At 71.1% G+C, this 20,945-nt stretch carries 19 protein-coding genes, 1 tRNA gene and 1 riboswitch; of the genes, 6 read left to right on the plus strand and 14 right to left on the minus strand.

Features of this window, described 5'->3' with window-relative positions; genetic code table 11:
* Positions 1-55: 55 nt before the first annotated feature.
* The gene (locus AC0AIB_RS12270; protein ID WP_328341541.1) at positions 56-346 is read right to left on the minus strand and encodes a DUF6458 family protein; all 291 of its coding nucleotides are present in this window, start codon (positions 344-346) and stop codon (positions 56-58) included.
* A 124-nt stretch (positions 347-470) separates the two neighbouring features.
* Between AC0AIB_RS12270 and AC0AIB_RS12275 the strand changes: the two genes are divergently transcribed.
* Positions 471-1,007 carry a SixA phosphatase family protein gene (locus AC0AIB_RS12275; RefSeq protein WP_328341543.1) on the plus strand — a complete coding sequence of 179 codons (537 nt, stop codon included), beginning with the start codon at positions 471-473 and terminating at the stop codon, positions 1,005-1,007.
* Between the two features lie 21 nt (positions 1,008-1,028).
* Here AC0AIB_RS12275 and AC0AIB_RS12280 read toward each other — a convergent pair whose 3' ends face one another.
* From AC0AIB_RS12280 to AC0AIB_RS12295, 4 genes are all read right to left on the minus strand, one after another.
* Entirely contained in the window at positions 1,029-1,298 is a 270-nt protein-coding gene (locus tag AC0AIB_RS12280) for a DUF6458 family protein (protein ID WP_067300694.1), read from the minus strand.
* A gap of 395 nt (positions 1,299-1,693) precedes the next feature.
* Positions 1,694-3,550, minus strand: a complete 1,857-nt coding sequence (locus AC0AIB_RS12285) for an acyl-CoA dehydrogenase (RefSeq protein ID WP_465096689.1) — start codon at positions 3,548-3,550, stop codon at positions 1,694-1,696.
* Positions 3,551-3,665: 115 nt separating this feature from the next.
* Positions 3,666-4,793 carry a PP2C family protein-serine/threonine phosphatase gene (locus tag AC0AIB_RS12290; protein ID WP_328341548.1) on the minus strand — a complete coding sequence of 376 codons (1,128 nt, stop codon included), beginning with the start codon at positions 4,791-4,793 and terminating at the stop codon, positions 3,666-3,668.
* 87 nt (positions 4,794-4,880) lie between these two features.
* A complete protein-coding gene (locus tag AC0AIB_RS12295; protein ID WP_328341550.1) occupies positions 4,881-5,534 on the minus strand; it encodes a septal ring lytic transglycosylase RlpA family protein in 654 nt (217 codons plus the stop codon).
* Between the two features lie 184 nt (positions 5,535-5,718).
* Between AC0AIB_RS12295 and AC0AIB_RS12300 the strand changes: the two genes are divergently transcribed.
* The gene (locus AC0AIB_RS12300; protein ID WP_328341552.1) at positions 5,719-6,270 is read left to right on the plus strand and encodes a phosphoribosyltransferase; all 552 of its coding nucleotides are present in this window, start codon (positions 5,719-5,721) and stop codon (positions 6,268-6,270) included.
* 17 nt (positions 6,271-6,287) lie between these two features.
* Here AC0AIB_RS12300 and AC0AIB_RS12305 read toward each other — a convergent pair whose 3' ends face one another.
* Together AC0AIB_RS12305 and AC0AIB_RS12310 are read right to left on the minus strand one after the other, a co-directional pair.
* On the minus strand, positions 6,288-7,169 hold the full coding sequence (locus AC0AIB_RS12305; RefSeq protein ID WP_328341554.1) for an LLM class flavin-dependent oxidoreductase: 882 nt from the start codon (positions 7,167-7,169) through the stop codon (positions 6,288-6,290).
* 425 nt (positions 7,170-7,594) lie between these two features.
* A tRNA-Gly gene (locus tag AC0AIB_RS12310) sits at positions 7,595-7,668 on the minus strand.
* A 234-nt stretch (positions 7,669-7,902) separates the two neighbouring features.
* Between AC0AIB_RS12310 and AC0AIB_RS12315 the strand changes: the two genes are divergently transcribed.
* Positions 7,903-8,940 (plus strand): zinc metalloprotease, encoded by a 1,038-nt coding sequence (locus AC0AIB_RS12315; RefSeq protein WP_465096690.1) that lies wholly within the window; start codon positions 7,903-7,905, stop codon positions 8,938-8,940.
* 77 nt (positions 8,941-9,017) lie between these two features.
* On the opposite strand, the gene AC0AIB_RS12320 is transcribed toward AC0AIB_RS12315, so the two are convergent.
* On the minus strand, positions 9,018-9,572 hold the full coding sequence (locus tag AC0AIB_RS12320) for a pyridoxamine 5'-phosphate oxidase family protein (protein ID WP_328341558.1): 555 nt from the start codon (positions 9,570-9,572) through the stop codon (positions 9,018-9,020).
* Between the two features lie 416 nt (positions 9,573-9,988).
* On the opposite strand from AC0AIB_RS12320, the gene dcd reads away from it, so the two are divergent.
* Positions 9,989-10,567, plus strand: coding sequence for a dCTP deaminase (gene dcd, locus AC0AIB_RS12325; RefSeq protein ID WP_328341560.1), 579 nt, complete (start codon positions 9,989-9,991; stop codon positions 10,565-10,567).
* Between the two features lie 63 nt (positions 10,568-10,630).
* Here the strand turns inward: dcd and AC0AIB_RS12330 are convergent, their stop codons facing one another.
* The 6 genes from AC0AIB_RS12330 to AC0AIB_RS12355 all read right to left on the minus strand — a co-directional run bounded on the left by AC0AIB_RS12330 (position 10,631) and on the right by AC0AIB_RS12355 (position 18,398).
* Positions 10,631-11,671 (minus strand): C40 family peptidase, encoded by a 1,041-nt coding sequence (locus AC0AIB_RS12330; RefSeq protein ID WP_328341562.1) that lies wholly within the window; start codon positions 11,669-11,671, stop codon positions 10,631-10,633.
* 12 nt (positions 11,672-11,683) lie between these two features.
* Positions 11,684-11,820: riboswitch (cyclic di-AMP (ydaO/yuaA leader) on the minus strand.
* 154 nt (positions 11,821-11,974) lie between these two features.
* Positions 11,975-12,976 (minus strand): C40 family peptidase, encoded by a 1,002-nt coding sequence (locus tag AC0AIB_RS12335; RefSeq protein ID WP_328341564.1) that lies wholly within the window; start codon positions 12,974-12,976, stop codon positions 11,975-11,977.
* 177 nt (positions 12,977-13,153) lie between these two features.
* A complete protein-coding gene (locus tag AC0AIB_RS12340) occupies positions 13,154-14,158 on the minus strand; it encodes a hemolysin family protein (protein ID WP_328341566.1) in 1,005 nt (334 codons plus the stop codon).
* Positions 14,151-15,491 carry a hemolysin family protein gene (locus AC0AIB_RS12345; protein WP_328341568.1) on the minus strand — a complete coding sequence of 447 codons (1,341 nt, stop codon included), beginning with the start codon at positions 15,489-15,491 and terminating at the stop codon, positions 14,151-14,153. Before AC0AIB_RS12345 ends, AC0AIB_RS12340 begins: the two co-directional genes overlap by 8 nt.
* Before the next feature lie 127 nt (positions 15,492-15,618).
* Entirely contained in the window at positions 15,619-17,835 is a 2,217-nt protein-coding gene (locus tag AC0AIB_RS12350; protein WP_465096691.1) for a (Fe-S)-binding protein, read from the minus strand.
* A 296-nt stretch (positions 17,836-18,131) separates the two neighbouring features.
* Positions 18,132-18,398, minus strand: a complete 267-nt coding sequence (locus AC0AIB_RS12355; RefSeq protein WP_328341572.1) for a cell division protein CrgA — start codon at positions 18,396-18,398, stop codon at positions 18,132-18,134.
* A 229-nt stretch (positions 18,399-18,627) separates the two neighbouring features.
* On the opposite strand from AC0AIB_RS12355, the gene AC0AIB_RS12360 reads away from it, so the two are divergent.
* Positions 18,628-19,434 carry a DUF881 domain-containing protein gene (locus AC0AIB_RS12360; RefSeq protein ID WP_328341574.1) on the plus strand — a complete coding sequence of 269 codons (807 nt, stop codon included), beginning with the start codon at positions 18,628-18,630 and terminating at the stop codon, positions 19,432-19,434.
* Complete coding sequence (locus AC0AIB_RS12365; RefSeq protein ID WP_465096692.1) at positions 19,431-20,942, plus strand: class E sortase; 1,512 nt, start codon at positions 19,431-19,433, stop codon at positions 20,940-20,942. The genes AC0AIB_RS12360 and AC0AIB_RS12365 overlap by 4 nt, the downstream gene beginning before the upstream one ends.
* The last annotated feature ends 3 nt before the right edge of the window (positions 20,943-20,945 follow it).

A 20,945-nucleotide genomic window follows, 5' to 3' on the forward strand; every position in this document is an offset into this window, starting at 1 on the left:
GGAGAGGTTCGGGGGCCCCGCGCCGTTGCGGGGCCCCCGAGTTCCTGGGTCGCGGTCAGACCGGGTAACCCGGGCCGCGCGACTCGCGGTACTCCTCACGCACCACCCGGTCGCCCTGCACCGGCACGACCCGGTCGGCGACGACCTGGTCCTGACGCACTCCGGTGGTGACCACGGCGCGGCGGCGGCTGTTCCAGAAGTAGAGGGTGGTCAGCAGCCCGACGAGACCGGCGAGCATCAGCACCCAGCCGACCACGTCGAGGTTGAGCCATCCCAGATCGGCGTCGACGGCGAACGCGAAGATCGCACCCACCGCGATGAGGAAGATGCTGGCACCGATGCCCATGACGTAGCCTCCTTGGCTGTCAGCTGGCGTTACCCACCCGCCACGGCCATCGAGGGCATCGATGGGCGAGTGGCCCCATCGACATACCCAGGCGACACGCGCGCCAATCAGGCAAGCTGTGGGAATGACGGACGGTGGGGCCGAGACACGGACACTGGTGCTGCTGCGACACGCCAAGGCCGAACAACCCGGGACCGGCCCCGACGTCGAGCGGCGGCTGACCGCACGAGGGCACGCCGACGCCGCTGCCGCCGGTGCCTGGCTGGCCCGGCAGGCCCTGCTCCCCGACGTGGTGGTCTGTTCGGCGGCCCGCCGGACCAGGCAGACCTGGCACGACGTGGCGCTGGGTCTGACCGGGTCCGCGCCGGAGGGTGGCCCGGCGGGGACGGCTCCGGTGGTGCGGTACGCCGCCGCCGCGTACGAGGCGCACCCGGACGACCTGCTCGACCTGGTACGGACGGTCGAACCGGAGGCCCGCACGGTGCTGCTCGTCGCCCACAATCCGGGCATCTCGCTGCTCTCGGCGCTCCTCGACCCGGAACGGGCCGACCGGGAGGGGCTGCGTACCACCGATCTCGTGGTGCACCGGGCGGCGGTGCCGTGGGCGGAACTGGCCCCCGGCGGCACCCCGATCGTCGACCGGCACACCGCACGCGGCTGACCCCGGCGGCCAGCGAGCCGGTCAGGACGGGGGTGCGGTGGGCGGCGGCGGGTCGGGCGGCGGGGGCATCATCGCGGTCGGGTGGGAGAGCCGGTTCTCCTCCACGATGAGCGTGCGCGCGCGCTTGCGCCGGTCCTGCCAGAACCACAGCGTGGTGAGCAGCACGGCCAGCCCGGCCAGGATGAACACCCAGCCGACCGCGCGCAGGTCGATCCACCAGACGTTGGCCCGGATGGCGAACGTCATGATCGCGCCGAGCGCGATGAGAAAGATGCCGCTACCAATACCCATGTGCGCTGCACTCCCCCGTGCGATGGCCGTTGGGCGTGCCCGTGGTCCGCGCGGGTTACCCGCCCAGCGGCCCGCCTACCGGATCGGACCCGGCGAATCCCGCTCCGTCCGGCCTCCCGCGCCGGCCTACGCCGCCACGACCCGCCGGTCGTCGGCCATCGGCTCGGCGGCAGTGGGAGGCCATCCCAGCGGCGCGCGGCGGCCGGCCACCGGACAGCCACGACCAGCTCAACGGGGCGGACGCCTCGGCATCAGCGCACATGAACAACGCTGTGGGGCCGATACCGTGGCATCAAGCGCAGGGTGATCAACTCAACGGGGCCGATACCGCGGCATCCGGACGATCGGACAGCGCGGTATCGGCCCCATTGCGGGTCACACCCTCGGGCTGCGGATCAGAACGCCTCCTCCGGGAGGTCCATGATGTCCAGGTCGGCGCCCTCGATGATCCGCCGGTCGGCGCCGATGCGGGGCAGCACCTCGCGGGCGAAGAACCGGGCGGCGGCCACCTTGCCGGTGTAGAACGCCCGGTCGGCAGGGGACACCTCGCCGGCCAGCGCCTTCAGCGCCACGTCGGCCTGCTTCTGGAGCAGCCAGCCGACGACCAGGTCGCCGAGGGCGAGCAGGAAACGACGGCTGCTCAGGCCGACCTTGTAGAGGCTGCGGGCGTCACCGGCCTGGGCCTCGCCGAGCCAGCCGGTCAGCACGCCGAGGATGTGCTGGATCTCGGCGAGCGCCCGGCCGAGCGCCTGCCGCTCCTCCTTGAGCTGCCCGTTACCGGCCTCGGTGCTGATGAACTCCTGGATCTCACCGGCGACGGTGGTCAGGGCCTTGCCGTTGTCCCGGACGATCTTCCGGAAGATCAGGTCGAGGCTCTGGATCGCGGTGGTGCCCTCGTACAGGGTGTCGATCTTGGCGTCCCGGACGTACTGCTCCAGCGGGTAGTCCTGGAGGAAGCCGGAGCCACCGTACGTCTGGAGCGCCTCGTGACCGAGCAGTTCGTACGCCCGCTCCGACCCGACGCCCTTGACCAGCGGCAGGAGCAGGTCGTTGACCCGCTTGGCCAGCTTGGTGGCCGGTTCGTCGCCGGCCGCCCCGGTGATCGCGATCCTGTCCTGCCAGGTGGCGGTGTAGCAGACCAGCGCCCGCAGCCCCTCGGCGTACGACTTCTGCATCAGCAGCGAACGACGGACGTCCGGGTGGTGGGTGATGGTGACCCGGGGCGCGGTCTTGTCGGCCTGCTGGATCAGGTCGGCGCCCTGCACCCGGTTCTTCGCGTAGTCCAGGGCGTTGAGGTAGCCGGTGGAGAGGGTGGCGATCGCCTTCGTGCCGACCATCATCCGGGCGTACTCGATGATCATGAACATCTGCCGGATGCCGTCGTGCTTCCCGCCCAGCAGCCAGCCCTTGGCCGGTACGCCGTGCTCGCCGAAGGTCAGCTCGCAGGTGTTGGAGACCTTGATGCCCATCTTGTGCTCGACGTTGGTGGCGTAGACGCCGTTGCGCTCGCCCAGCTCACCGGTCTCGGCGTCGAAGTGGAACTTCGGCACGACGAAGAGGGACAGCCCCTTGGTGCCCGGACCACCGACCCCCTCGACGCCGACCGGTCGGGCCAGCACGTAGTGCACGATGTTGTCGCTCAGGTCGTGCTCACCGGAGGTGATGAAGCGCTTCACGCCCTCGATGTGCCAGGAGCCGTCCGGCTGCTGGACCGCGCGGGTGCGGCCGGCGCCGACGTCCGAGCCGGCATCCGGCTCGGTGAGCACCATCGTGGAGCCCCACTGCTTGTCGATGAAGAGCTTGGCCCACTTCTTCTGGTCCTCGGTGCCCTCGACGTGCAGCACGTGGGCGAAGGAGGGGCCGGAGGAGTACATCCAGACCGGCGCGTTGGCGCCGAGGACCAGTTCGGCGAGCGACCACCAGAGGGCGCGCGGGGCGTTGGTGCCGCCCAGGTCCTCGGGGAGGTCCAGCCGCCAGAACTCGGAGTCCATGAACGCCTGGTACGACCTCTTGAACGACTCCGGCAGCGGCGCGGTGTGCGTCGCCGGGTCGAAGACCGGGGGATTGCGGTCGCTGTCCAGGTAGCTGGCCGCGAGGTCCTCGCGGGCCAGGCGGTCGACCTCGGAGAGGAAGCTGCGGGCGGTGTCGACGTCCAGGTCCGTGTACGGCTCCTGGCCGAACGCCCGGTCCGCCCCGAAGACCTCGAACAGGTTGAACTCAAGATCCCGAAGGTTGCTCTTGTAGTGGGTCATGTTCGCTGGCCCCGCTTCCGGACAGGTGTTACCGATCAGTAACTCCCACTGTATTACTCACGGGTAGGTAGCGACAACCCATTCATCGGAGTGACGGGGATCACGCACCTGTGCTTCAGCCCTCCGCCGCACCGACCTCCCACGAGGGCACCGCCACCGTCACCCCGCTGCGCGGGCCGGTGTACTCCATCAGGACCAGCGCGATGTCGTCGTCGAGCCGACCGTGCACCCACTCGACCAGGGCGGTCTCCAGCGAGGCCAGGCCATCGCCGACGGTGCCGTGACCGAGCAGCCGCCAGGCACGGTCGGCGGTCGGGAAGAACTCGCCGTCCCGCCGTGCCTCGCCGAGCCCGTCGGTGAAGAGCAGCAGCCGGTCCCCCGGCTCCAACCGCTCGACCCGGGGCCGGACCACCGGCATGAACCCCAGCGGGGGTGCCGGGGCGGGCGGCTCCAACGGGATCACCGCGCCCCGGCGCAGCAGCAGCGGTGCCGGATGGCCGCAGTTGACGATGGTAAGCGTTCCGCCGCGCTCCTCGACCACGGCCGCGGTGACGAAGTCCTCGTCACCCACGTTGCGGGCCACCGCCCGGTCCAGGTCGGCCACCACCGCCCGCAGGTCGGGCCGCTCGTAGGCGACGTGCCGGTAGGAGCCGAGCACGATGCTGGCGAGCCGGACCGCGTCCAGCCCCTTGCCCCGCACGTCCCCGATGATCATGCGGACGCCGTACGGGGTGTCGATCGCCTCGTACAGGTCGCCACCGATCTCGGCGGTGGCCGTGGGAGAGATGTACCGGGCGGCCACCGCCAGGGTGCCGACCTGCGGGCCGAGCGGACGCAGCACTGCCTGCTGGGCCACCGAGGCCAACTTGGACAACTCGCCGATCCGCTCGGCCTGCCCCTGCCGGACCGCCGCCACCCCGGCCGCCACCACCGTGGCGAAGGCGATCCCGACCAGGGCGACCGCCGTGGTCAGCGCCATCTCCGAGTCGGTGAGCGCGAAACCGGACCCGACCACCAGGGCGAGGAAGCCCACAGCGGTCACCGCCCGCCACGAGGCGAACCCGGCGGCCAGGATCGGCGCCACCGTCATCAGCGCCACGTAGTGGACCGCCCAGCCGTCGGCCGCCTCGATCGCCGAGACGACCGCGAGCAGCCCGACGGCCGCGCCGACGCCGGCGCGGGACCCGGGGCTCAGCGGGCCGCGGCCCGACTGGAAGGCATGTTTACGTACGTGGGACAGCATGCCTGATGGAACCGGACCGGAGAATGAACCTAGCCCCACGATTGAGGATGTTCTGCCCGGCCGGACGGCCCGTGCCGCCGTTCGCCGTCAGCCGAGCACCTCGTACCTGACGGTCAGCTCACCCAGGTCGACCGAGGCGATCGCGGCGAAGGCGGCCCGGGACAGGTCGATGCAACGCCCGTCGATGTACGGACCACGGTCGTTGATCCGTACGGTGACGGACTTGCCGTTGGCCGGGTTGGTGACCCGGACCCGGGTGTCGAACGGCAGGGTCTTGTGCGCGGCGGTCAACGCGTTCGGGTTGAAGCTCTCCCCGTTCGCGGTCAACTGGCCCTCGTCATAGAAGGACGCACCGCAGGAACCACTGTCGACGACGTTGCTCTTCGGAGCTGCGGCCTTCTTGGTGGTGGCGGAGGGCTTGGGGGCGGCCGTACGCGGCTTGTTCCGGGACGCCGCCTGGGTCCGGGTCGCCCTCGGACTGGCGGTGACGGTCGGCGACGGGCTCGCGCTCGGGGAAGCGGTGGGACTCGGGCTCAGGCTCGGGGTCGGGGTCGGCGCGTCGGTGGTGACGGCGGCACTGGGCGTGACCGTGTCCACGACCACCGGGGCCGGCGCGTCGTCGGCGGTCAGCTGGACCGCGCCGACGGTGCCCCCGACGGCGAGCGCGACGCCGACCGCGGCGGTGGCGGCGATGCCGGCGGGCGAGGAGAAGATCCGGGTACGGGAATGCCTGCCAACCACCGGCTCGGTCCTTTCGTATGCCTTCATAACGGCTCGGACGGTAACGAGAGAAGCACTTCCGAAGTCAACGTGATCATGGTGTTATGGTGCGAATTGCAGTGATACGTCTGACCGATCGGCCGAGGTCCGCTGGACCGCACGGGCCAGAATGCCACCGTTGGCATTCAGCACCGAGGATGAGGGCATGACCACCGAGCTGTGCAAGCGTCTGGTCGAGCTGTTCAACTGGGTCGATCCGGGGCCGGGCAGCAGCCACCTGGTCAGCGACACCTCCGGCTGGTGGCGGGCCCCCGACGTGCTCGCCGGGCTCGGTCCGGCGCTGGTCACGCCGTTCCGCGCCGCCCGCCCGACGGTCGTCGTCGCCCCCGCGGTGACCGGGCTGATGCTCGGGCCGCTCGCCGCGACCGCCCTCGGGGTCGGCTTCGTCCCGGCCCACAAACCCGGCGACGGAAGGCTCCCCGCCGCCCCGCTGACCTGGGCGCGGAGCCCGCCCGACTTCCGGGGCCGGCGGGTCGACCTGGCGGTACGCGACGACCGGCTCGGCGCGGGCGACCGGGTGCTCATGGTGGACGACTGGGTGGCCACCGGCGCCCAGGTGCGGGCCGTGCGGGACCTCTGCGTCGCCCGGGGCGCCCGCTGGATCGGCGTCGCCGCCGTGGTCGTCGACCTGCCCACCCCGGTCGCCACCGAACTGGGCGTACGCGGCCTGCTCACCACCGACGACCTGCCCACCTGACGGCGGGTGCCGGTCGGTCAGGGGGTGCGCAGCTCCGGCAGCAACCGGGTGGCGACGTCCGCCAGCACCGCCTCGTCACCGGCGTACCAGCTGCTGGCCCGGGGCCAGTGGGTGATCACGTCGGTGAACCCGAGCGCCGCCGCCCGCGCCACCTGCTCGGCGAAGAAGTCCGCGCTGCTCAGCGAGAAGACCGGCGCCGCGTCCAGGGAGAGGTAGCGGGGCAGGGTGGCCGGGTCACGACCGGCCTCGTCGAGGGTACGGTCCATCCGGGCGCAGAGCGTCGACACCCCGTCCCACCAGGCCGTCAGCTCCTCCTCACCGGTGCCGGTGGTGACCCAGCCCTGACCGAACCGGGAGACCAGCCGCATCGACCGGGGCCCGTTGGCGGCCACCACGAACGGCACCCGGGGCCGCTGCACGCAGCCGGGATTGTTACGGGCGTCGACGGCGCTGAACCAGTCGCCCCGCCAGGTCGTGCCGTCCTCACGCAGGATCAGGTCCAGCAGCTCGGTGAACTCGCCGAACCGGTCCACCCTCGGCCGGGGCGGCAGGGTCTCCCCGCCCAGCACGGCGGAGTCGAAGCCGATCCCACCCGCGCCGAGGCCCAGCAGCAGCCGCCCGTCGGAGACGTCGTCGAGGGTGGTGACCTGCCTGGCGAACGCCGCCGGATGCCGGAAGTTGGGCGAGGCGACCAGGGTGCCGAGCCGAATCCGGTCGGTCACCGTGGCGGCGGCGGTCAGCGTCGCCATCGAGTCGAACCAGGGACCGTCGACCAGGTCCCGCCAGCCCAGATGGTCGTACGTCCAGGCGTGGTCGAAGCCCCACTCGTCCACCTGCTGCCAGCGCCGACGCGACTCCGACCAGCGCTGGTCGGGAAGGATCACGATGCCAATCCGCATGATCACCAGCGTACGTCGCAGGGGCTGCCCCGCGGCCGGTCGATCCCGCGCGGCGGTTTCCCGTTGGTAGGTAGCGGCGCCTTCCGTCGGGTAGGTGGAGGTTCCCCGCGTCAATCACGCCGAAGCTGGTCGTCGGCCGACGACAGGGCCTCCACGCGTTCGTCCTGTACCTGGATCTCCTGCCTGGACCGGTGTGCACCAGGGTTGTAGATCTCGTCGATGGGGCCCATCAACCTCGCGCCCACGCCGCTACGCCGGACACAAGGCCAGCAGGCGAAGATGACTACCGGCCCTGCCGACCAGGGGGCGTCACCCGCCCCGCTCGCCGGTCCGTACTGGCACACCAATGCCTCGATGCGCCCTGGTTGACCTCGGAACATCGAAGGCCCTGCCCAGGATTCGGGTCCTGATCAGGGCCTTCGTGGTGGAGCGGGTGACGGGAATCGAACCCGCACTGTCAGCTTGGGAAGCTGATGTTCTGCCATTGAACTACACCCGCGAGCGGCATCACTGTACCTGAAGTGACCGGACCCGCGCACCCTGGCACCCCCGCGCGTCTCCGGCGACGGAGTGTCATCGCATCGCCACCACCTGCACGAACGAAACGGTCAGATGTTTCACAGAAGCAACTTAGGGACGTTCTCAAACGTGTCGATCAGTTGTAACGTCACCCCCACGTTCACGACCTCGGTGCGACATACCCCCTGTCACACCGCCAGAAAGAGGTGGGCCCATGGGACTGCGTCCCAACCTGCTGACCCGGCGTGCCGCCGGTGTCGCATCGACGACCTTCGCGCTGCTGTTGAGCACCGCTGCGGTGGGCGTCGTACCTGCGGCTTCCGCGTACTCCGCAGCTCCCGGCAGCGCCTCCTGCGCAGAGCCGACCGACGTCCACGCGGACGTCCACTCCGACGCGCGTGTCCGCGGTGGTGGCAAGAAGGCCGCCCACAAGCGGCACGACCCGAACGAGCTGACCGCCGAGCAGGTCCAGACGCGGGAGGCGGACTTCACCGCGGCCCTGCGTACCAGCACGCTGCGGTCGAAGTCCAGCATCCGCACCGGCTCCACCGAGGGCAGGACGGTCGCGCTGGCCCCGATCTCCGTTCCGGTGGTCGTGCACGTGATCCAGCGGGACAGCACCCGGGCCGGCGGCAACATCCCCGACTCGCTGATCAACGCGCAGATCAACGTGCTCAACCAGGCGTACGGCGGTGCCACCGGCGGGGTGGCCACCGGCTTCACGTTCCAGCTCCAGAAGATCAACCGGGTCACCAACGCCTCCTGGTACCCGATCGTGCAGGGCTCCACGGCCGAGCGGCAGATGAAGACCAACCTGCGCACCGGCGGCAAGAACACCCTCAACATCTACCTGGGCGAGCTGAGCGACGACCTGCTCGGCTGGGCGACCTTCCCCAAGCGCACCCTGGACGTGATGGACGGCGTCGTGGTGCTCGGCGAGTCGCTGCCGAACGGTGCGGCCACCAACTACAACCAGGGTGACACCGGCACCCACGAGGTCGGCCACTGGCTGAACCTCTACCACACCTTCCAGGGTGGCTGCTCCGGCTCGGGCGACAGCGTGTCGGACACCCCGGCCGAGCGCGAGCCGGCCTTCGAGTGCCCGACCGGCCGGGACACCTGCACCGCGACCGGCAAGGACCCGATCACCAACTTCATGGACTACACCTACGACTCGTGCATGTACCAGTTCACGGCCGGCCAGGCCAGCCGCATGGTGAACGCCTGGACCGCCTACCGGGCAGCCGCCTGACCGGCACCCGGTACACACGACACGACGGTGCCGGCTCCGTCCTTTCCCGGACGGGGCCGGCACCGTCGTTTGCAGGCTCAGGCAGCGGTACGGCGGGTGTCGAACCCGTGCCGTCCGTGGCGGGACGGCCGCTGGTCGGGTACGCCCGTGACGGCGGGCCGACCCGCCGCAGGATCCAGCCAGACCTGCACGGTGGAGGGCTTTCCGTCGGGGCTCGACAGACCACCGTGGTCACGGCGGGTGAGCATGGCGACGTCCACGCTGAACTCGAAGAGCCGCCAGTCGACCCGGGGTGCGGCCCGGCCGATCGCGGCCACCAGCTCCACCCGCGCCGGGTCGGTCACCGGCTCGGCCCGGCCTGTCACGTACGCCTCGTCGTCGGTCTCCTCCGACGGGAACGAGTGGAGCGCGTAGCGGCCGTCGCGTTCGAGGTCACGACGCTTGGGCGAGTCGACGACGAAGCAGAAGAGCCCGCCGTCGGTGACCAGCGGGCAGACCGGGTGGACCCGGGGGCCGCCGTCGGCACGGACAGTGGCCAGGTAGCCGAAGCCCGGCCCGTACTGCTGGAGGAGAAGGCGGATCCCGTCGGCGAGTCGGGGCTCGTCGGCGGCGAATGCGGACCAGGATGCCATGCCGCAACCCTATCGAACAGGCGTTCTAAAATCAGTCCGACACGCAGGTGGAACGGCCCCTCTTTGGCCGGGCTGCCGGTCCCGCCCGGACCGCACCGGGCCGAGGGCACGGGCGACGCGACCATCCCCGGGCCGGGGTAGACGGGCGACCACGCTGGGTCACCAGTTCGCCCTCAGGCCGCGGTACGCGGCAGCCTTGGTGAATCGTCTACGTCATCAGTTCGACAGCGGCCGGACCAGTATCTCGTCCCGCCCCGACGATCCGGGCGAGCAGCACCCTGGACACCTCCAGCCCACCCCACCGCCGCGCCTCGGCCCCGACGAGCCCGCCCCGCCCTCGTACCCCCTCGGCAGCCGGGGCGGGCGTCGACGGCCCGGCCGGCGGGTCGGGCCGGGACGCTCGATATGGTGGTCCGATGCTGCTCTCCGACCGGGACCTGGTCTCCGAGATCAAGGCGGGCGCGCTGGCGCTGGCGCCGTTCGAGCCGAGTCTGGTGCAGCCGTCCAGCATCGACGTGCGTCTCGACAAGCTGTTCCGGGTCTTCAACAACCACCTCTACACCCACATCGACCCGGCCGTGCAACAGGACGACCTGACGTCGATGGTCGAGGTGCCGGCGGGCGAGCCGTTCGTGCTGCACCCGGGTGAGTTCGTGCTCGCCTCCACGCTCGAGGTCATCTCGCTCGGCGACCAGCTCGCCGGCCGGCTGGAGGGCAAGTCGAGCCTGGGTCGGCTGGGCCTGCTCACCCACTCGACCGCCGGTTTCATCGATCCGGGCTTCTCCGGCCACGTCACGCTGGAGCTGTCGAACGTGGCCAACCTGCCGATCACGCTCTGGCCGGGCATGAAGATCGGCCAGCTCTGCATCTTCCGACTCTCCTCGCCGGCCGAGCACCCCTACGGCTCCGAGGTCTACGGGTCGCGCTACCAGGGTCAGCGCGGGCCGACCCAGAGCCGGTCCTGGCAGAACTGGCGCACCTGGCCGACCCGCTGAGCGCACCCTGACCGGGGGCACGCCACGTCCGGGCCCCTGGCGGGGGCCCGGACGCGAGTGGGATCAGCCGGGGCGGCCGTAGCTGTGGACCGGTCCGTCGTCTACCCGCTTCATCTTGATCGGCTGACCTGACTGCGACGCGTGCACGACCCAGCCGTCCCCGACATACATCCCGACGTGGTGCAGGTCGGCGTAGTAGAAGACCAGGTCGCCGGGGCGCAGGTCGGCCCGGCTCACCCGGTCGGTCACCTGGCGCTGCTGCCGGGCGTTGTGCGGCAGCGACACCCCGGCCTTCGACCAGGCGGCCATGGTGAGCCCGGAGCAGTCGAAGTTGTTCGGGCCGGCCGCACCCCACACGTACAGCTTGCCGATCTGGGCGCAGGCGAACTTGACTGCTGTGCCGGCCGGGCCACCGGGGTAGCCGGCCGGGCACGGGGCCGGGCGCAGCGGCCCGCCGCCGCCGTTGCCGTAGACCGTGAGGCGCAGCTTCTGCAACCTGTCGATCTCGGTGTTGATCTGCTTCTTCTTCGCCGCCAGCTGGGCTTCGGTACGGGTCAGCTGGACGACCATCTCGTCCAACGGCGCCTTGGTCGCGGCCAGTTCGTCGCGCAGTTCGGCGACGGCCCGCACCTCGCGCTGCTGGCGGCTGGCGAAGCGGTCCAGCAACCCCAGCTGCTCGACCACCTGGCTCGGGTCGTGGCTGCCCAGCAGGGCGTTGACAGTGGACATGTTCTCGCCCTTGTACGCCTGGACGGCGAGTCCGCTGACCTGGTTCATCGCCTGGTCGACCCGGCGCTGCAACGGCGCGATCCGCTTGCCGAGCGCGTCGGCCTGGCGGCGCTTGGCGGCGAGGTCGGCGCGGGTGGCGTTGTGTTGCTCGATGACGGGTTCGAGCTTGTTCCAGTCCTGGTCGATCTGTCGTTCGATCTCGGCGACCGAGGGGTCGGCGTGGACGGGCGTGGCGCCACCGGTCAGCACGACCAGGGCAGCGGTCAGGGCGGTGAGAGTCGTGGTGAAGCGGGACCAGCGTGGGCGCGGCGCGACCGTCTCCCGGACGACCTGGGTCGACCGGCGCGACGGTGGCCGCGGGGCATGGTGTGCCACCGGGCTCGGGGCTCCTTCTTCCTCGACCGCCTACCGGGTTAGCTGACGGGTTCGGGCGGGAAGGGAGCGCCCTACCGCGGTGGTCGCGGATTCACCCCGGCGTACCTGGGTCCCCGGCTCGCCCGGAGGCGACTCGGCGGTGCCGGCCGACGCCACCCCGGGTGGGGCGGACCTGATGCCGACCGACGATTGACCAGAGTAGAGACGGTCGTTATCGATCCGCAACCCGCCGGGCCGGCACACTCTCCGTCCGGAAGCACGCAACCCCCGGCCCGTCGGGGCCGGGGGTTGCGTCTGCGCTGGTCAGCCCGGTCGGCGGAAGCCTGCCACCGGCATGTAGTTGATGCTGGTCACCTGGACCGGCTTACCGGTCCGTGGGGCGTGCACCATCATGTCGTTGCCCAGGTAGAGGCCGACGTGGTGCAGGTCGCTGAAGAAGAAGACCAGGTCGCCGGGGCGGGCCTCGGAGCGCGGGATGGCCTTGCCCTCGTTCCACTGGGCGCCGGTGAAGTGCGTGAGCGAGATGCCGGCCGCCTTGTAGGCGAACTGGGTGAGCCCGGAGCAGTCGAACGAGTTCGGCCCGGTGGCCCCCCAGACGTACGGGTCACCGACCTGCTGGCAGGCGACCTGGATCGCGGTACGGGCGGCGGAGCTGACCACGCCGTTGATCGTCGGGCAGCCGTTCACCTTGACCGTGGTCTTCGGCATAGACGCCTGGAGCCGCTTGATCTCAGCGTTGATCTTGGTCTTCTTGGTCGCGAGGTCCTTCTCCTGCTGCACCTCGGCGGCGATCAGGGTGTCGAGCTTCTGCTTCTCGGCGTCGTACTTGCGACGCACCACGAGCACGGCCTCGACCTCCTTGCGCTGCTCGGCGGCGAGGCGGTCCAGAATGGTCAGCTGCGCGGCGAGGGTGCCCGGCTTGCTGGTGGTGAGCAGCGCGCTCAACTCCTGCGAGGGGCCGGACTTGTAGTAGCGGGAGGCGAGGTCACCGACCCGGCCGAGGGCCAGCTCGCTCTGCAGGGCCAGCGGCTCGATCTTCTTCTGCAGTTCGGCCGACTTCTTGCGGTTGACCTTGAGCTGGGCCCGGACCTTGTTGTAGCTCTCGATGGTCGGTTCGAGCTGTTCCCACTGCTTGTCGAGGGCCGCCTCGATCTCCTCGGGTGTCGGCGCGGCATGCGCCGGCGCGACGAGCATCCCGGCACCGACGGCGACCGCCGCGACCACGGTGAGCAGGCGGCGGGCGACCCGCCCGAGGGCTGCCGGGCGGGCGGGCGACTGGCCCTGGACGTGACGGTGAGGGGGCATGGTTGCCACCGGCGTCGACTCCTTTGCAACCGACCGCCGGGTGTCTCGCTAAGGGGAAGAAGGAGACAGACATCCCACAGCGGCCGGTGCAACATTAGGGGCAGTAGCGGGATGGAATCAAGGCGGGTCGACACTCCATCACATGAGTGCAATCGCTTGCACACAAAGGGTGTTCGCTCAATTTCCAACTATCGCAGTCAATACATCGTCGAGGGTGACCACACCGAGGGGACGACGACCGTCGCTCACCAGCACCATGTGCCGCCGCTCGCGCCGCATCGCCAGCAGCAGATCGGCAAGCGTACGGTCCGGCGGCACCACCGCCAGCGGCCGGTAGACCTCGGCCGGCACCGGTGCCCGGCGGGACGCCCCGGCGTACCCGAGGACGTCCTTGACGTGCACGAAGCCCAACACCCGCCGGGAGGAACGCTGCACCACCGGGAACCGGGAACGGCCGGTGCTGGTCGCCAGCACCTCCAACGAGGCCGGTGAGACGTCCTCGGCCACCGTGGTCACCGTGGACCAGGGTTGCAGCGCGTCCGCCGCCGTCCGGTCGTGCAACGCCAACGCCCCGGTGATCCGGGCGTGCTCCTCGGCGTCGAGCAGCCCCTCGGTGCGGGCCTGGGCCACCAGACCGGCCAACTCCTCGGCGGTGAAGACCGTCTTGACCGCATCGGTGGCCTCCACCGCCCACAGCCGCAGCACCTGCCGGGCCGCCCACTTCATCGCCAGCAGCAACGGCTTGGTGGCCAGGCAGAACGCCAGCATCGCCGGCCCCAGCCAGAGCGCCGACGGCTCCGGGCCGGCCAGCGTGATGTTCTTCGGCACCATCTCGCCGACCACGGTGTGCAGGAAGACCACCACGCCCAGGGCGATCAGGAAGGAGACCGGATGCACCGCGCCCGCCGGCAGCAGCACCGCGTGGAAGACCGGTTCCAGCAGATGGGCCAGGGCCGGCTCGGCGATCGCGCCCAGCCCGAGCGAGCAGACCGTGATGCCGAGCTGCGCCCCGGCGATCATCAGCGGGATCTGGTTCATCGCCGACAACGCCCACCGGGCCCGCTTGGAGGTGGCGGCCAACGGCTCCACCACCGTACGACGGGACGCGATCAACGCGAACTCGCTGCCCACGAAGAACGCGTTGCCGAGCAGCAGCACCACCGCGACCAACAACTCAGTCATCGTCGTGCGGCTCCTCGGGGCGGACCACCCGGACCTGCTCGATCCGGTGCCGCTCCACCTCGACGACGGTGAACTCGTAACCGTCCGCCCGGGTCGTCTCACCGGGCAGCGGGATGTGCCCCAGCCTGGCCATCAGGAAGCCCGCCAGCGTCTCGTACGGCCCGTCGGGGAACCGGAAGCCGGTCTGCTCGAACAGTTCGTCCTCCCGCAGCACCCCGTCGACCAGGACGGTCCGTTCCCCGCCCGGCACGGTCAGCCCGGTGTCGTGGGCCTCGTCCACGGTGGCCGGATCGAACTCGTCAGCGATCTCCCCGACCAACTCCTCGACCAGGTCCTCGACGGTCACCACCCCGTCGGTGCCGCCGTACTCGTCGACCACGATGGCCAGGTCGGCCCCGGCGGCCTTGAGCGCGGCCAGCACGCCGTCGAGGTCCAGGCTCTCCGGGACGTACACCGGCTCGCGGGCGACCGAGGCGACTGTGGTGCCGGCCCGCGCGGCCAGCGGCACACCGAGCGCGTCGGGTACGGCCGCGACCCCGGTGACCAGGTCGAGGGTCTCCTCGTAGACGGGGAAGCGGGTCCGGCCGGTCCGGCGGGACAGGTCCAGCAGCTCGGCGACGGTGGCGGTGGCCCGCAGCGCGATCACGTCCACCCGGGGGGTCATCGCCTCGGCGGCCCGCTTGTCGCCGAAGCGGATGGTGCGGCGCAGCAGCATGGCAGTGTCCGGCGGCAGCGCGCCGGCACGGGCCGAGATGGCCGCGAGCAGGCCCAGCTCCTCCGGGGAGCGGGCGCTGGCCAACTCCTCCTGAGGCTCCACCCCGAGCTGGCGGACCAGCCGGTTCGCCGAGTTGTTCAGCCCTCTGATCAGCCAGCCGAAGGCCCGGGAGAAGGCCCGCATCGGCCCGGCGGTGGCCAGTGCCGCCGGCATCGGTCGGGCCAGCGCCAGGTTCTTCGGCACCAGTTCACCGAAGAGCATCGAGAGCAGGGTGGCCAACGCCAGGGCGAGCAGCGGGCCGAACCGGTCCGCGCCGCCCAGCGGGGCCAGCAGCGGGGTGAAGAGCCGGGACAGCGCAGGCTCGGCCAGGTAGCCGGTGAGCAGCGCGGTCAGGGTGATGCCGAGCTGCGCCCCGGAGAGCTGGAAGGAGAGTTCACGCACTGCACGGCGAACCGTGACGGCGGCGGCGTCGCCGGACTCCGCCCGCCTGTCGATCTCCGACCGGTCGACGGTGACCAGGGCGAACTCGGCCGCGACGAAGAACGCGTTGCCGGCGGTCAGCAGTACGAAGCCGACCAGGGGCAACAGCGTGCCGAGCAACACACCGTCGATGGGCATGATTGTTCCACGGCCGCGCCCGGCGGTCACCGGCGCGTGGCGCACGGTCACCACGGTCGCTGTCGGGCCGGCAACCGGATCCCGGCCGGGCCGGTGCCGGCCGGGATCGGGTCAGCGGGGCACGGTCTCAGCCGGCGGTCGGCGCGGTCTCCCTGGCACCCGGGGAGGCGTCCGGCCGGACCGAGCGGAGCAGCACGCTCGCCACGTCGACGACCTCGACCTGCTCGCCGGCCCCCTTGCCGTTGACCCCGTCGTTGAGCATCGTCGAGCAGAACGGGCAGCCGACGGCGACGGTCCGCGCCCCGGTGGACATGGCCTCCTCGACCCGGTCCACGTTGATCCGCTTGCCGATCTTCTCCTCCATCCACATCCGGGCGCCGCCGGCACCGCAGCAGAAGGAGCGCTCGCTGTTGCGCGGCATCTCGATCAGGCCGCTCCCGGCGGTGCCGCCGCCGTTGATGGCGCTGCCGAGCACCTCCCGCGGCGGAGCGAAGACCCGGTTGTGCCGGCCCAGGTAGCAGGGGTCGTGGTAGGTGACCCCACCGTCGACCGGCTGCACCGGGGTGAGCTTCCCGGTGCTGACCAGGTGGGCCAGGAGCTGGGTGTGGTGGACCACCTCGTAGTCGCCGCCGAGCTGGCCGTACTCGTTGCCCAGGGTGTTGAAGCAGTGCGGGCAGGTGGCGACGATCTTGCGGCGGGGCTGTTCCCGGCCCTCGAACGCCTCGTTCAGGGTCTCGACGTTCTGCTGGGCGAGCATCTGGAAGACGAACTCGTTGCCGATCCGGCGGGCCGGGTCACCGGTGCAGGTCTCGCCCTCGCCGAGGATGGCGAACTGCACGCCCGCCTCGTGGAGCAGGGTGGCGACCGCCCGGGTGGTCTTCTTGGCCCGGTCCTCGAACGCGCCGGCGCAGCCGACCCAGAACAGGTACTCGAAGTCGTCGACCTCGCCGACCCGGGGCACCTCGAAGTCCAGCCCCTTGGTCCAGTCCTCACGGGTGTTCTGCGGGGCACCCCACGGGTTGCCCTTGTTCTCCAGGTTGCGCAGCATGACCCCGGCCTCGGACGGGAAGCTCGACTCGATCAGCACCTGGTAGCGGCGCATGTCGACGATGTGGTCGACGTGCTCGATGTCGACCGGGCACTGCTCGACGCAGGCTCCGCAGGTGGTGCAGGACCACAGCACGTCCGGGTCGATCACGCCGCCTTCCTCGGCGGTGCCGATCAGCGGCTTGTCCGCCTCGGCGAGGGTGAGCACGTCGAGGTGTGCGAGCTGCGCCTGGGTGGCCTTCTCCTCGCCGGTGAGGTCCTTGCCACCACCGGCCAGCAGGTAGGGCGCCTTGGCGTACGCGTGGTCGCGGAGGCTGAGCACGAGCAGCTTGGGTGACAGGGGCTTGCCGGTGTTCCAGGCCGGGCACTGCGACTGGCAGCGACCGCACTCGGTGCAGGTGCTGAAGTCGAGCAGGCCCTTCCAGGAGAACTGCTCGACCTGCGCGACGCCGAACTGGTCTTTCTCCGGGTCGGCCTCCTCGAAGTCGAGCGGCTTGCCCTGGCTCGTCATCGGTCGCAGCGGGCCGAGCCCGGAGCCGGCGGGCCGGGCCGGCTCGCGCTTGAAGAAGATGTTGAAGAAGGCCAGGAAGCGGTGCCAGGCGACGCCCATCGTCACGTTCAGCGCGATGACGATCAGCCAGGTCATCGAGATGACGATCTTGACGAGGGCGGCGACGCTCACGCCGGCCGGCCAGGCCGGCAGCAGCGCGCCGACGGCGTGGCTGACCGGGGTGGCCCAGAGCGGGTACTCGAAGTGGTCGGTGGCGACCTTGAAGCCCCGGATCACGAAGCCCATGACCAGCACGGCGAGGACGACCGCCTCGACGAAGTAGCCCTGCCACATGGTCGAGCCGGTGAACCGGGAGCGCCCACCCGGACGGGTCGGCCGGTTGCGTACCCGGATCGCGATCAGCACCAGGATTCCGACCACGCCGAGCACCGCGATCACCTCGGTGACCAGGCCGTAGACGGCGAGGCCGCCGATCAGCGGCAGGCCACCGGTCGGCGAGACGACCTCGAAGTACGCCTCCAGCACGAGCAGCGACAGCACGATGAAGCCGACCATCACGAACCAGTGCGCGGCGCCCACCACGCCCCACCTGAGCATCCGGGTGTGGCCGGCCGTCTCGACCAGCATGGTCTTCGCCCGGGCGCCCTTGTCGGCGAACCGCTCCGGCGCGGGTTGCCCGAGCCGGATGACGGCCACCATCTTCCGCACCGCACGTACCGCGAGCCACACCGCCACGGCGGTGATGGCGGCGGCGAGGATCGTGGTGACGATCTGGACGCTGCCCATCGAGTCGGCCTCCCGGTCTGCTGCCTGTCGAGCGGCTCGGCGACCGGAGTGACCGGCTCAGGGCGGCGGGACCGGCGGGACGCCGCTGCCGCACCTGTGACCGGGCCGGTCGATGACCTCGCTCCGCTCGGTCATGCAGTGCAGCCTACCCGAAAGTTACTCAACGGTAACGTGAGTCTTCTCGCATCAGGCCACGCCGCCCTGCGGACACCATAGGTCCCCCCACGTCGAAGCGCCGGGCTGGGGCCGTACGGGGTGACCTGGGTCGTGTCGCGGAGCGCGCCGGAGCGCCCCGCTCAACGCCAGCGGGAAAGCAGGATCAGCGAGCCCACCATCGCGCCGAACCCGACCGCGAGGTTCCAGTAACCCCACGAGGCGACCGGGTACTCCTGCTCGGAGAGGTAGTAGACCACCAGCCAGCCGATGCCGCCGACGATCAACGCGACAGCGGTAGCCGGCAGCCACACCGGGCTAGGCTTGCGCGTCGCCGCCGTCGTCGTCGTCGGACGAACGTCCGTCGGCGGGGTGTACACCTTCTTCTTACGGACCTGAGACTTGGGCACGACGCTCTCCAGAGGGGTGACGACCTCGTCCGGCCTGACAACCGGGCGCGGGGGCGACGGTCCATGGCCAATAATGTTCGACAGTCAGCGTAGTCCGGAAGGCCGGTTCAGGCCATGAACGGGGTCGATCCGGTGCCCACGGTGACCGGAATCGGGCGGGTCGACGCGGTGTCGACGACCCGTTCCGCGTGGTGACGGGAGTCACCAGACGACGGGAGAGGAACGCGCGGTGGAGTACACATCCGGTGCGGCATCCTGGCAGAAGGCCCTGCGCCGGGCGGTCGCAGCCTTCCTGCCCCGACGCCCCCGGCAACGCCGGCCGGGCTGGTCGATCGGCGTACCGCTGATCGCCGCCGCGGCCGGACTGCTCTTCACCACCACGGCGAGCACGGCGGGCGGCACGGCCCTACGGGAGGACCGCCGGCCCCAGCTCACCCAGCTCATCGAGGACCGTCGGGAGCAGGTGGCCGCCAGTGAGCTGCGGGCCGCCCGGTTGCGGGCCGACGTGGAGGGCGAGACCGAGACCCTGGCCGACACCGACGCGCCGATCAAGGCGCAACGGGACCGCGCCCACGGCTTCCAGCAGTCCGCCGGCTTCACCGCGCTCACCGGCTCCGGGGTGACAGTCGAGCTGAACGACGCCCCCCGCCGCGGCGACGGCACCCTGCCCAAGGGCGCCACCAACGACGACCTCGTCGTCCATCAGGGTGACGTGCAGGCCGTGGTCAACGCGCTCTGGGCCGGCGGCGCGGAGGCCATGTCCATCATGAACGTCCGCGTGCTCTCCACCAGCGCGGTACGCTGCGTCGGTAACACCCTGCTGCTGCACGGCCGGGTGTACTCGCCACCTTTCAAGATCGTAGCAATCGGCGATCCCGCTGCCCTCCAGCAGGCCCTCGCCGGCTCGCAAGGAGTCGGGTTGTTCAAGCAGGCGGTCGATCACTACCAGCTCGGCTACTCCGAACACGTCGCCACGGTCACCGTGCCGGCGTTCGAGGACTCGACCGCGCTGCGATCGGCGACGGTGCCGCGATGACCGACCAGGGCGGGGACCCGCGCCGCAGCGACCCGGACGACGAACCGACCGCCTTCCTGCCCAGGATCGACCGGTCCACGTCGTCGTCGCCCCCCGCCCGCCCGGAGACCGCCCGCCCGGAGACCGCCCGCCCGGAGACCGCCCGCCCCGGGAGCGCCCGCCCGGGGCCGACCGGCCCCTGGCCCGCGCCGGCACTGCCGTCGCGTCAGCCGCCGCCCGTCTGGCCGGGCCGCCCCACACCGGCGACGACCGAACGTCAGCAACCGGAAACGCCCCATCGCCAGCAACCGGCGACCGCCGAGCGGCAGCCACCGCAGCCGCCGGTCCGCCCCACACCGGCGTCGGCCGCGCACCAGCACGGTCCCGATTCCCCCGGTGCCGCCCCGCGTCCGGTGCCACCCGTCGAGACGGGACGGCTCCGGGCCGCCGCGCCGGACGGGACGCCGCGCCCGTCCGGCGCCGGAGGCGACCGCCACCCGGGGTCCGCTCCCGGGCCGGAGGTTCCGCGCGGGGGCGTACCCGAGGTTTCCCGTCGGGACGTACCCGGGAACGGGCCGGTGGAGCACGGCCGGCCGGCGCCGGCCGGCTGGCCGGACCGGGCGGCCGACCCGGCGGCGACCACGGTGCTCCCGGTGCTGCCGGCCCGACCGACCAACCCGGTGTGGGACTCCACCGCCCTGATGGGTGCGGTGCCGCCCGCACCCGAGGACGCCGGGGCCGGCGGCCCGAGCGAGCCCCCGCCGCCGCCCCGGCGCGGCGAGCGGGTGGTGCAGCTGCGCCCGGAGCAGACCGGTGAGGGCTACAAGAGCGTCTACTCGGAGCTGACCCGGCCGACCTTCGGCTCCCGGCTGCGCACCGGCGTACGGGTCAGCGGCGAGCTGCTGATCACCTTCGGCCTGGTGGTGCTCCTCTTCGCCGGGTACGAGATCTGGGGCAAGTCCGCCCTCGTCGACGCCCATCAGAGCGACCTCAACCAGCAACTGGCCCAGGCGTGGGGCCCCACCGGCGACCCGACGGTCAGCCCGAGCGCGTCGGCCAGACCGGTGGCTCCGGCCGAGGGCAAGCCGATCGCCGGGCTCTACATCCCCAGCCTCGACAAGAACTGGGTCGTCGTCGAGGGCGTCACCCAGCAGGACATCAGGTACGCCCCCGGCCACTACCCGAAGAGCGCGCTCCCCGGCGAGGTGGGCAACTTCTCGGTGGCCGGTCACCGTAACCGGGCCACCTTCTGGCGGTTGGACGAGCTGGAGGTGGGCGACGCGATCATCCTGGAGGGCAAGCAGGACTGGTACGTCTACAAGGTGTACCAGTCCCGGATCGTCCGCCCCGACCAGGTCGAGGTGGTCGCGCCGGTGCCCGGCCAGCCGAACGCAAAGGCCACCCGCAAACTGCTCACCCTGACCACCTGCAACCCGAAGTTCGACAACTACCAGCGGCTGATCGTCCACGCCGAGTTCGACCGCGCGCAGCCCAAGTCCGAGGGCCCACCGCCGGAACTGCGAGGCTGACCA

The sequence above is a fragment of the Micromonospora sp. DSM 43699 genome (genome assembly GCF_055517075.1).

What these genes read in the sequence shown, in the direction of transcription:
- AC0AIB_RS12270 (WP_328341541.1), bottom strand. Translation starts at nt 346, where the DNA reads ATGGGCATCGGTGCCAGCATCTTCCTCATCGCGGTGGGTGCGATCTTC.
- AC0AIB_RS12275 (WP_328341543.1), top strand. Translation starts at nt 471, where the DNA reads ATGACGGACGGTGGGGCCGAGACACGGACACTGGTGCTGCTGCGACAC.
- AC0AIB_RS12280 (WP_067300694.1), bottom strand. Translation starts at nt 1,298, where the DNA reads ATGGGTATTGGTAGCGGCATCTTTCTCATCGCGCTCGGCGCGATCATG.
- AC0AIB_RS12285 (WP_465096689.1), bottom strand. Translation starts at nt 3,550, where the DNA reads ATGACCCACTACAAGAGCAACCTTCGGGATCTTGAGTTCAACCTGTTC.
- AC0AIB_RS12290 (WP_328341548.1), bottom strand. Translation starts at nt 4,793, where the DNA reads ATGCTGTCCCACGTACGTAAACATGCCTTCCAGTCGGGCCGCGGCCCG.
- AC0AIB_RS12300 (WP_328341552.1), top strand. Translation starts at nt 5,719, where the DNA reads ATGACCACCGAGCTGTGCAAGCGTCTGGTCGAGCTGTTCAACTGGGTC.
- AC0AIB_RS12305 (WP_328341554.1), bottom strand. Translation starts at nt 7,169, where the DNA reads ATGCGGATTGGCATCGTGATCCTTCCCGACCAGCGCTGGTCGGAGTCG.
- AC0AIB_RS12315 (WP_465096690.1), top strand. Translation starts at nt 7,903, where the DNA reads ATGGGACTGCGTCCCAACCTGCTGACCCGGCGTGCCGCCGGTGTCGCA.
- AC0AIB_RS12320 (WP_328341558.1), bottom strand. Translation starts at nt 9,572, where the DNA reads ATGGCATCCTGGTCCGCATTCGCCGCCGACGAGCCCCGACTCGCCGAC.
- dcd (WP_328341560.1), top strand. Translation starts at nt 9,989, where the DNA reads ATGCTGCTCTCCGACCGGGACCTGGTCTCCGAGATCAAGGCGGGCGCG.
- AC0AIB_RS12335 (WP_328341564.1), bottom strand. Translation starts at nt 12,976, where the DNA reads ATGCCCCCTCACCGTCACGTCCAGGGCCAGTCGCCCGCCCGCCCGGCA.
- AC0AIB_RS12340 (WP_328341566.1), bottom strand. Translation starts at nt 14,158, where the DNA reads ATGACTGAGTTGTTGGTCGCGGTGGTGCTGCTGCTCGGCAACGCGTTC.
- AC0AIB_RS12345 (WP_328341568.1), bottom strand. Translation starts at nt 15,491, where the DNA reads ATGCCCATCGACGGTGTGTTGCTCGGCACGCTGTTGCCCCTGGTCGGC.
- AC0AIB_RS12350 (WP_465096691.1), bottom strand. Translation starts at nt 17,835, where the DNA reads ATGGGCAGCGTCCAGATCGTCACCACGATCCTCGCCGCCGCCATCACC.
- AC0AIB_RS12365 (WP_465096692.1), top strand. Translation starts at nt 19,431, where the DNA reads ATGACCGACCAGGGCGGGGACCCGCGCCGCAGCGACCCGGACGACGAA.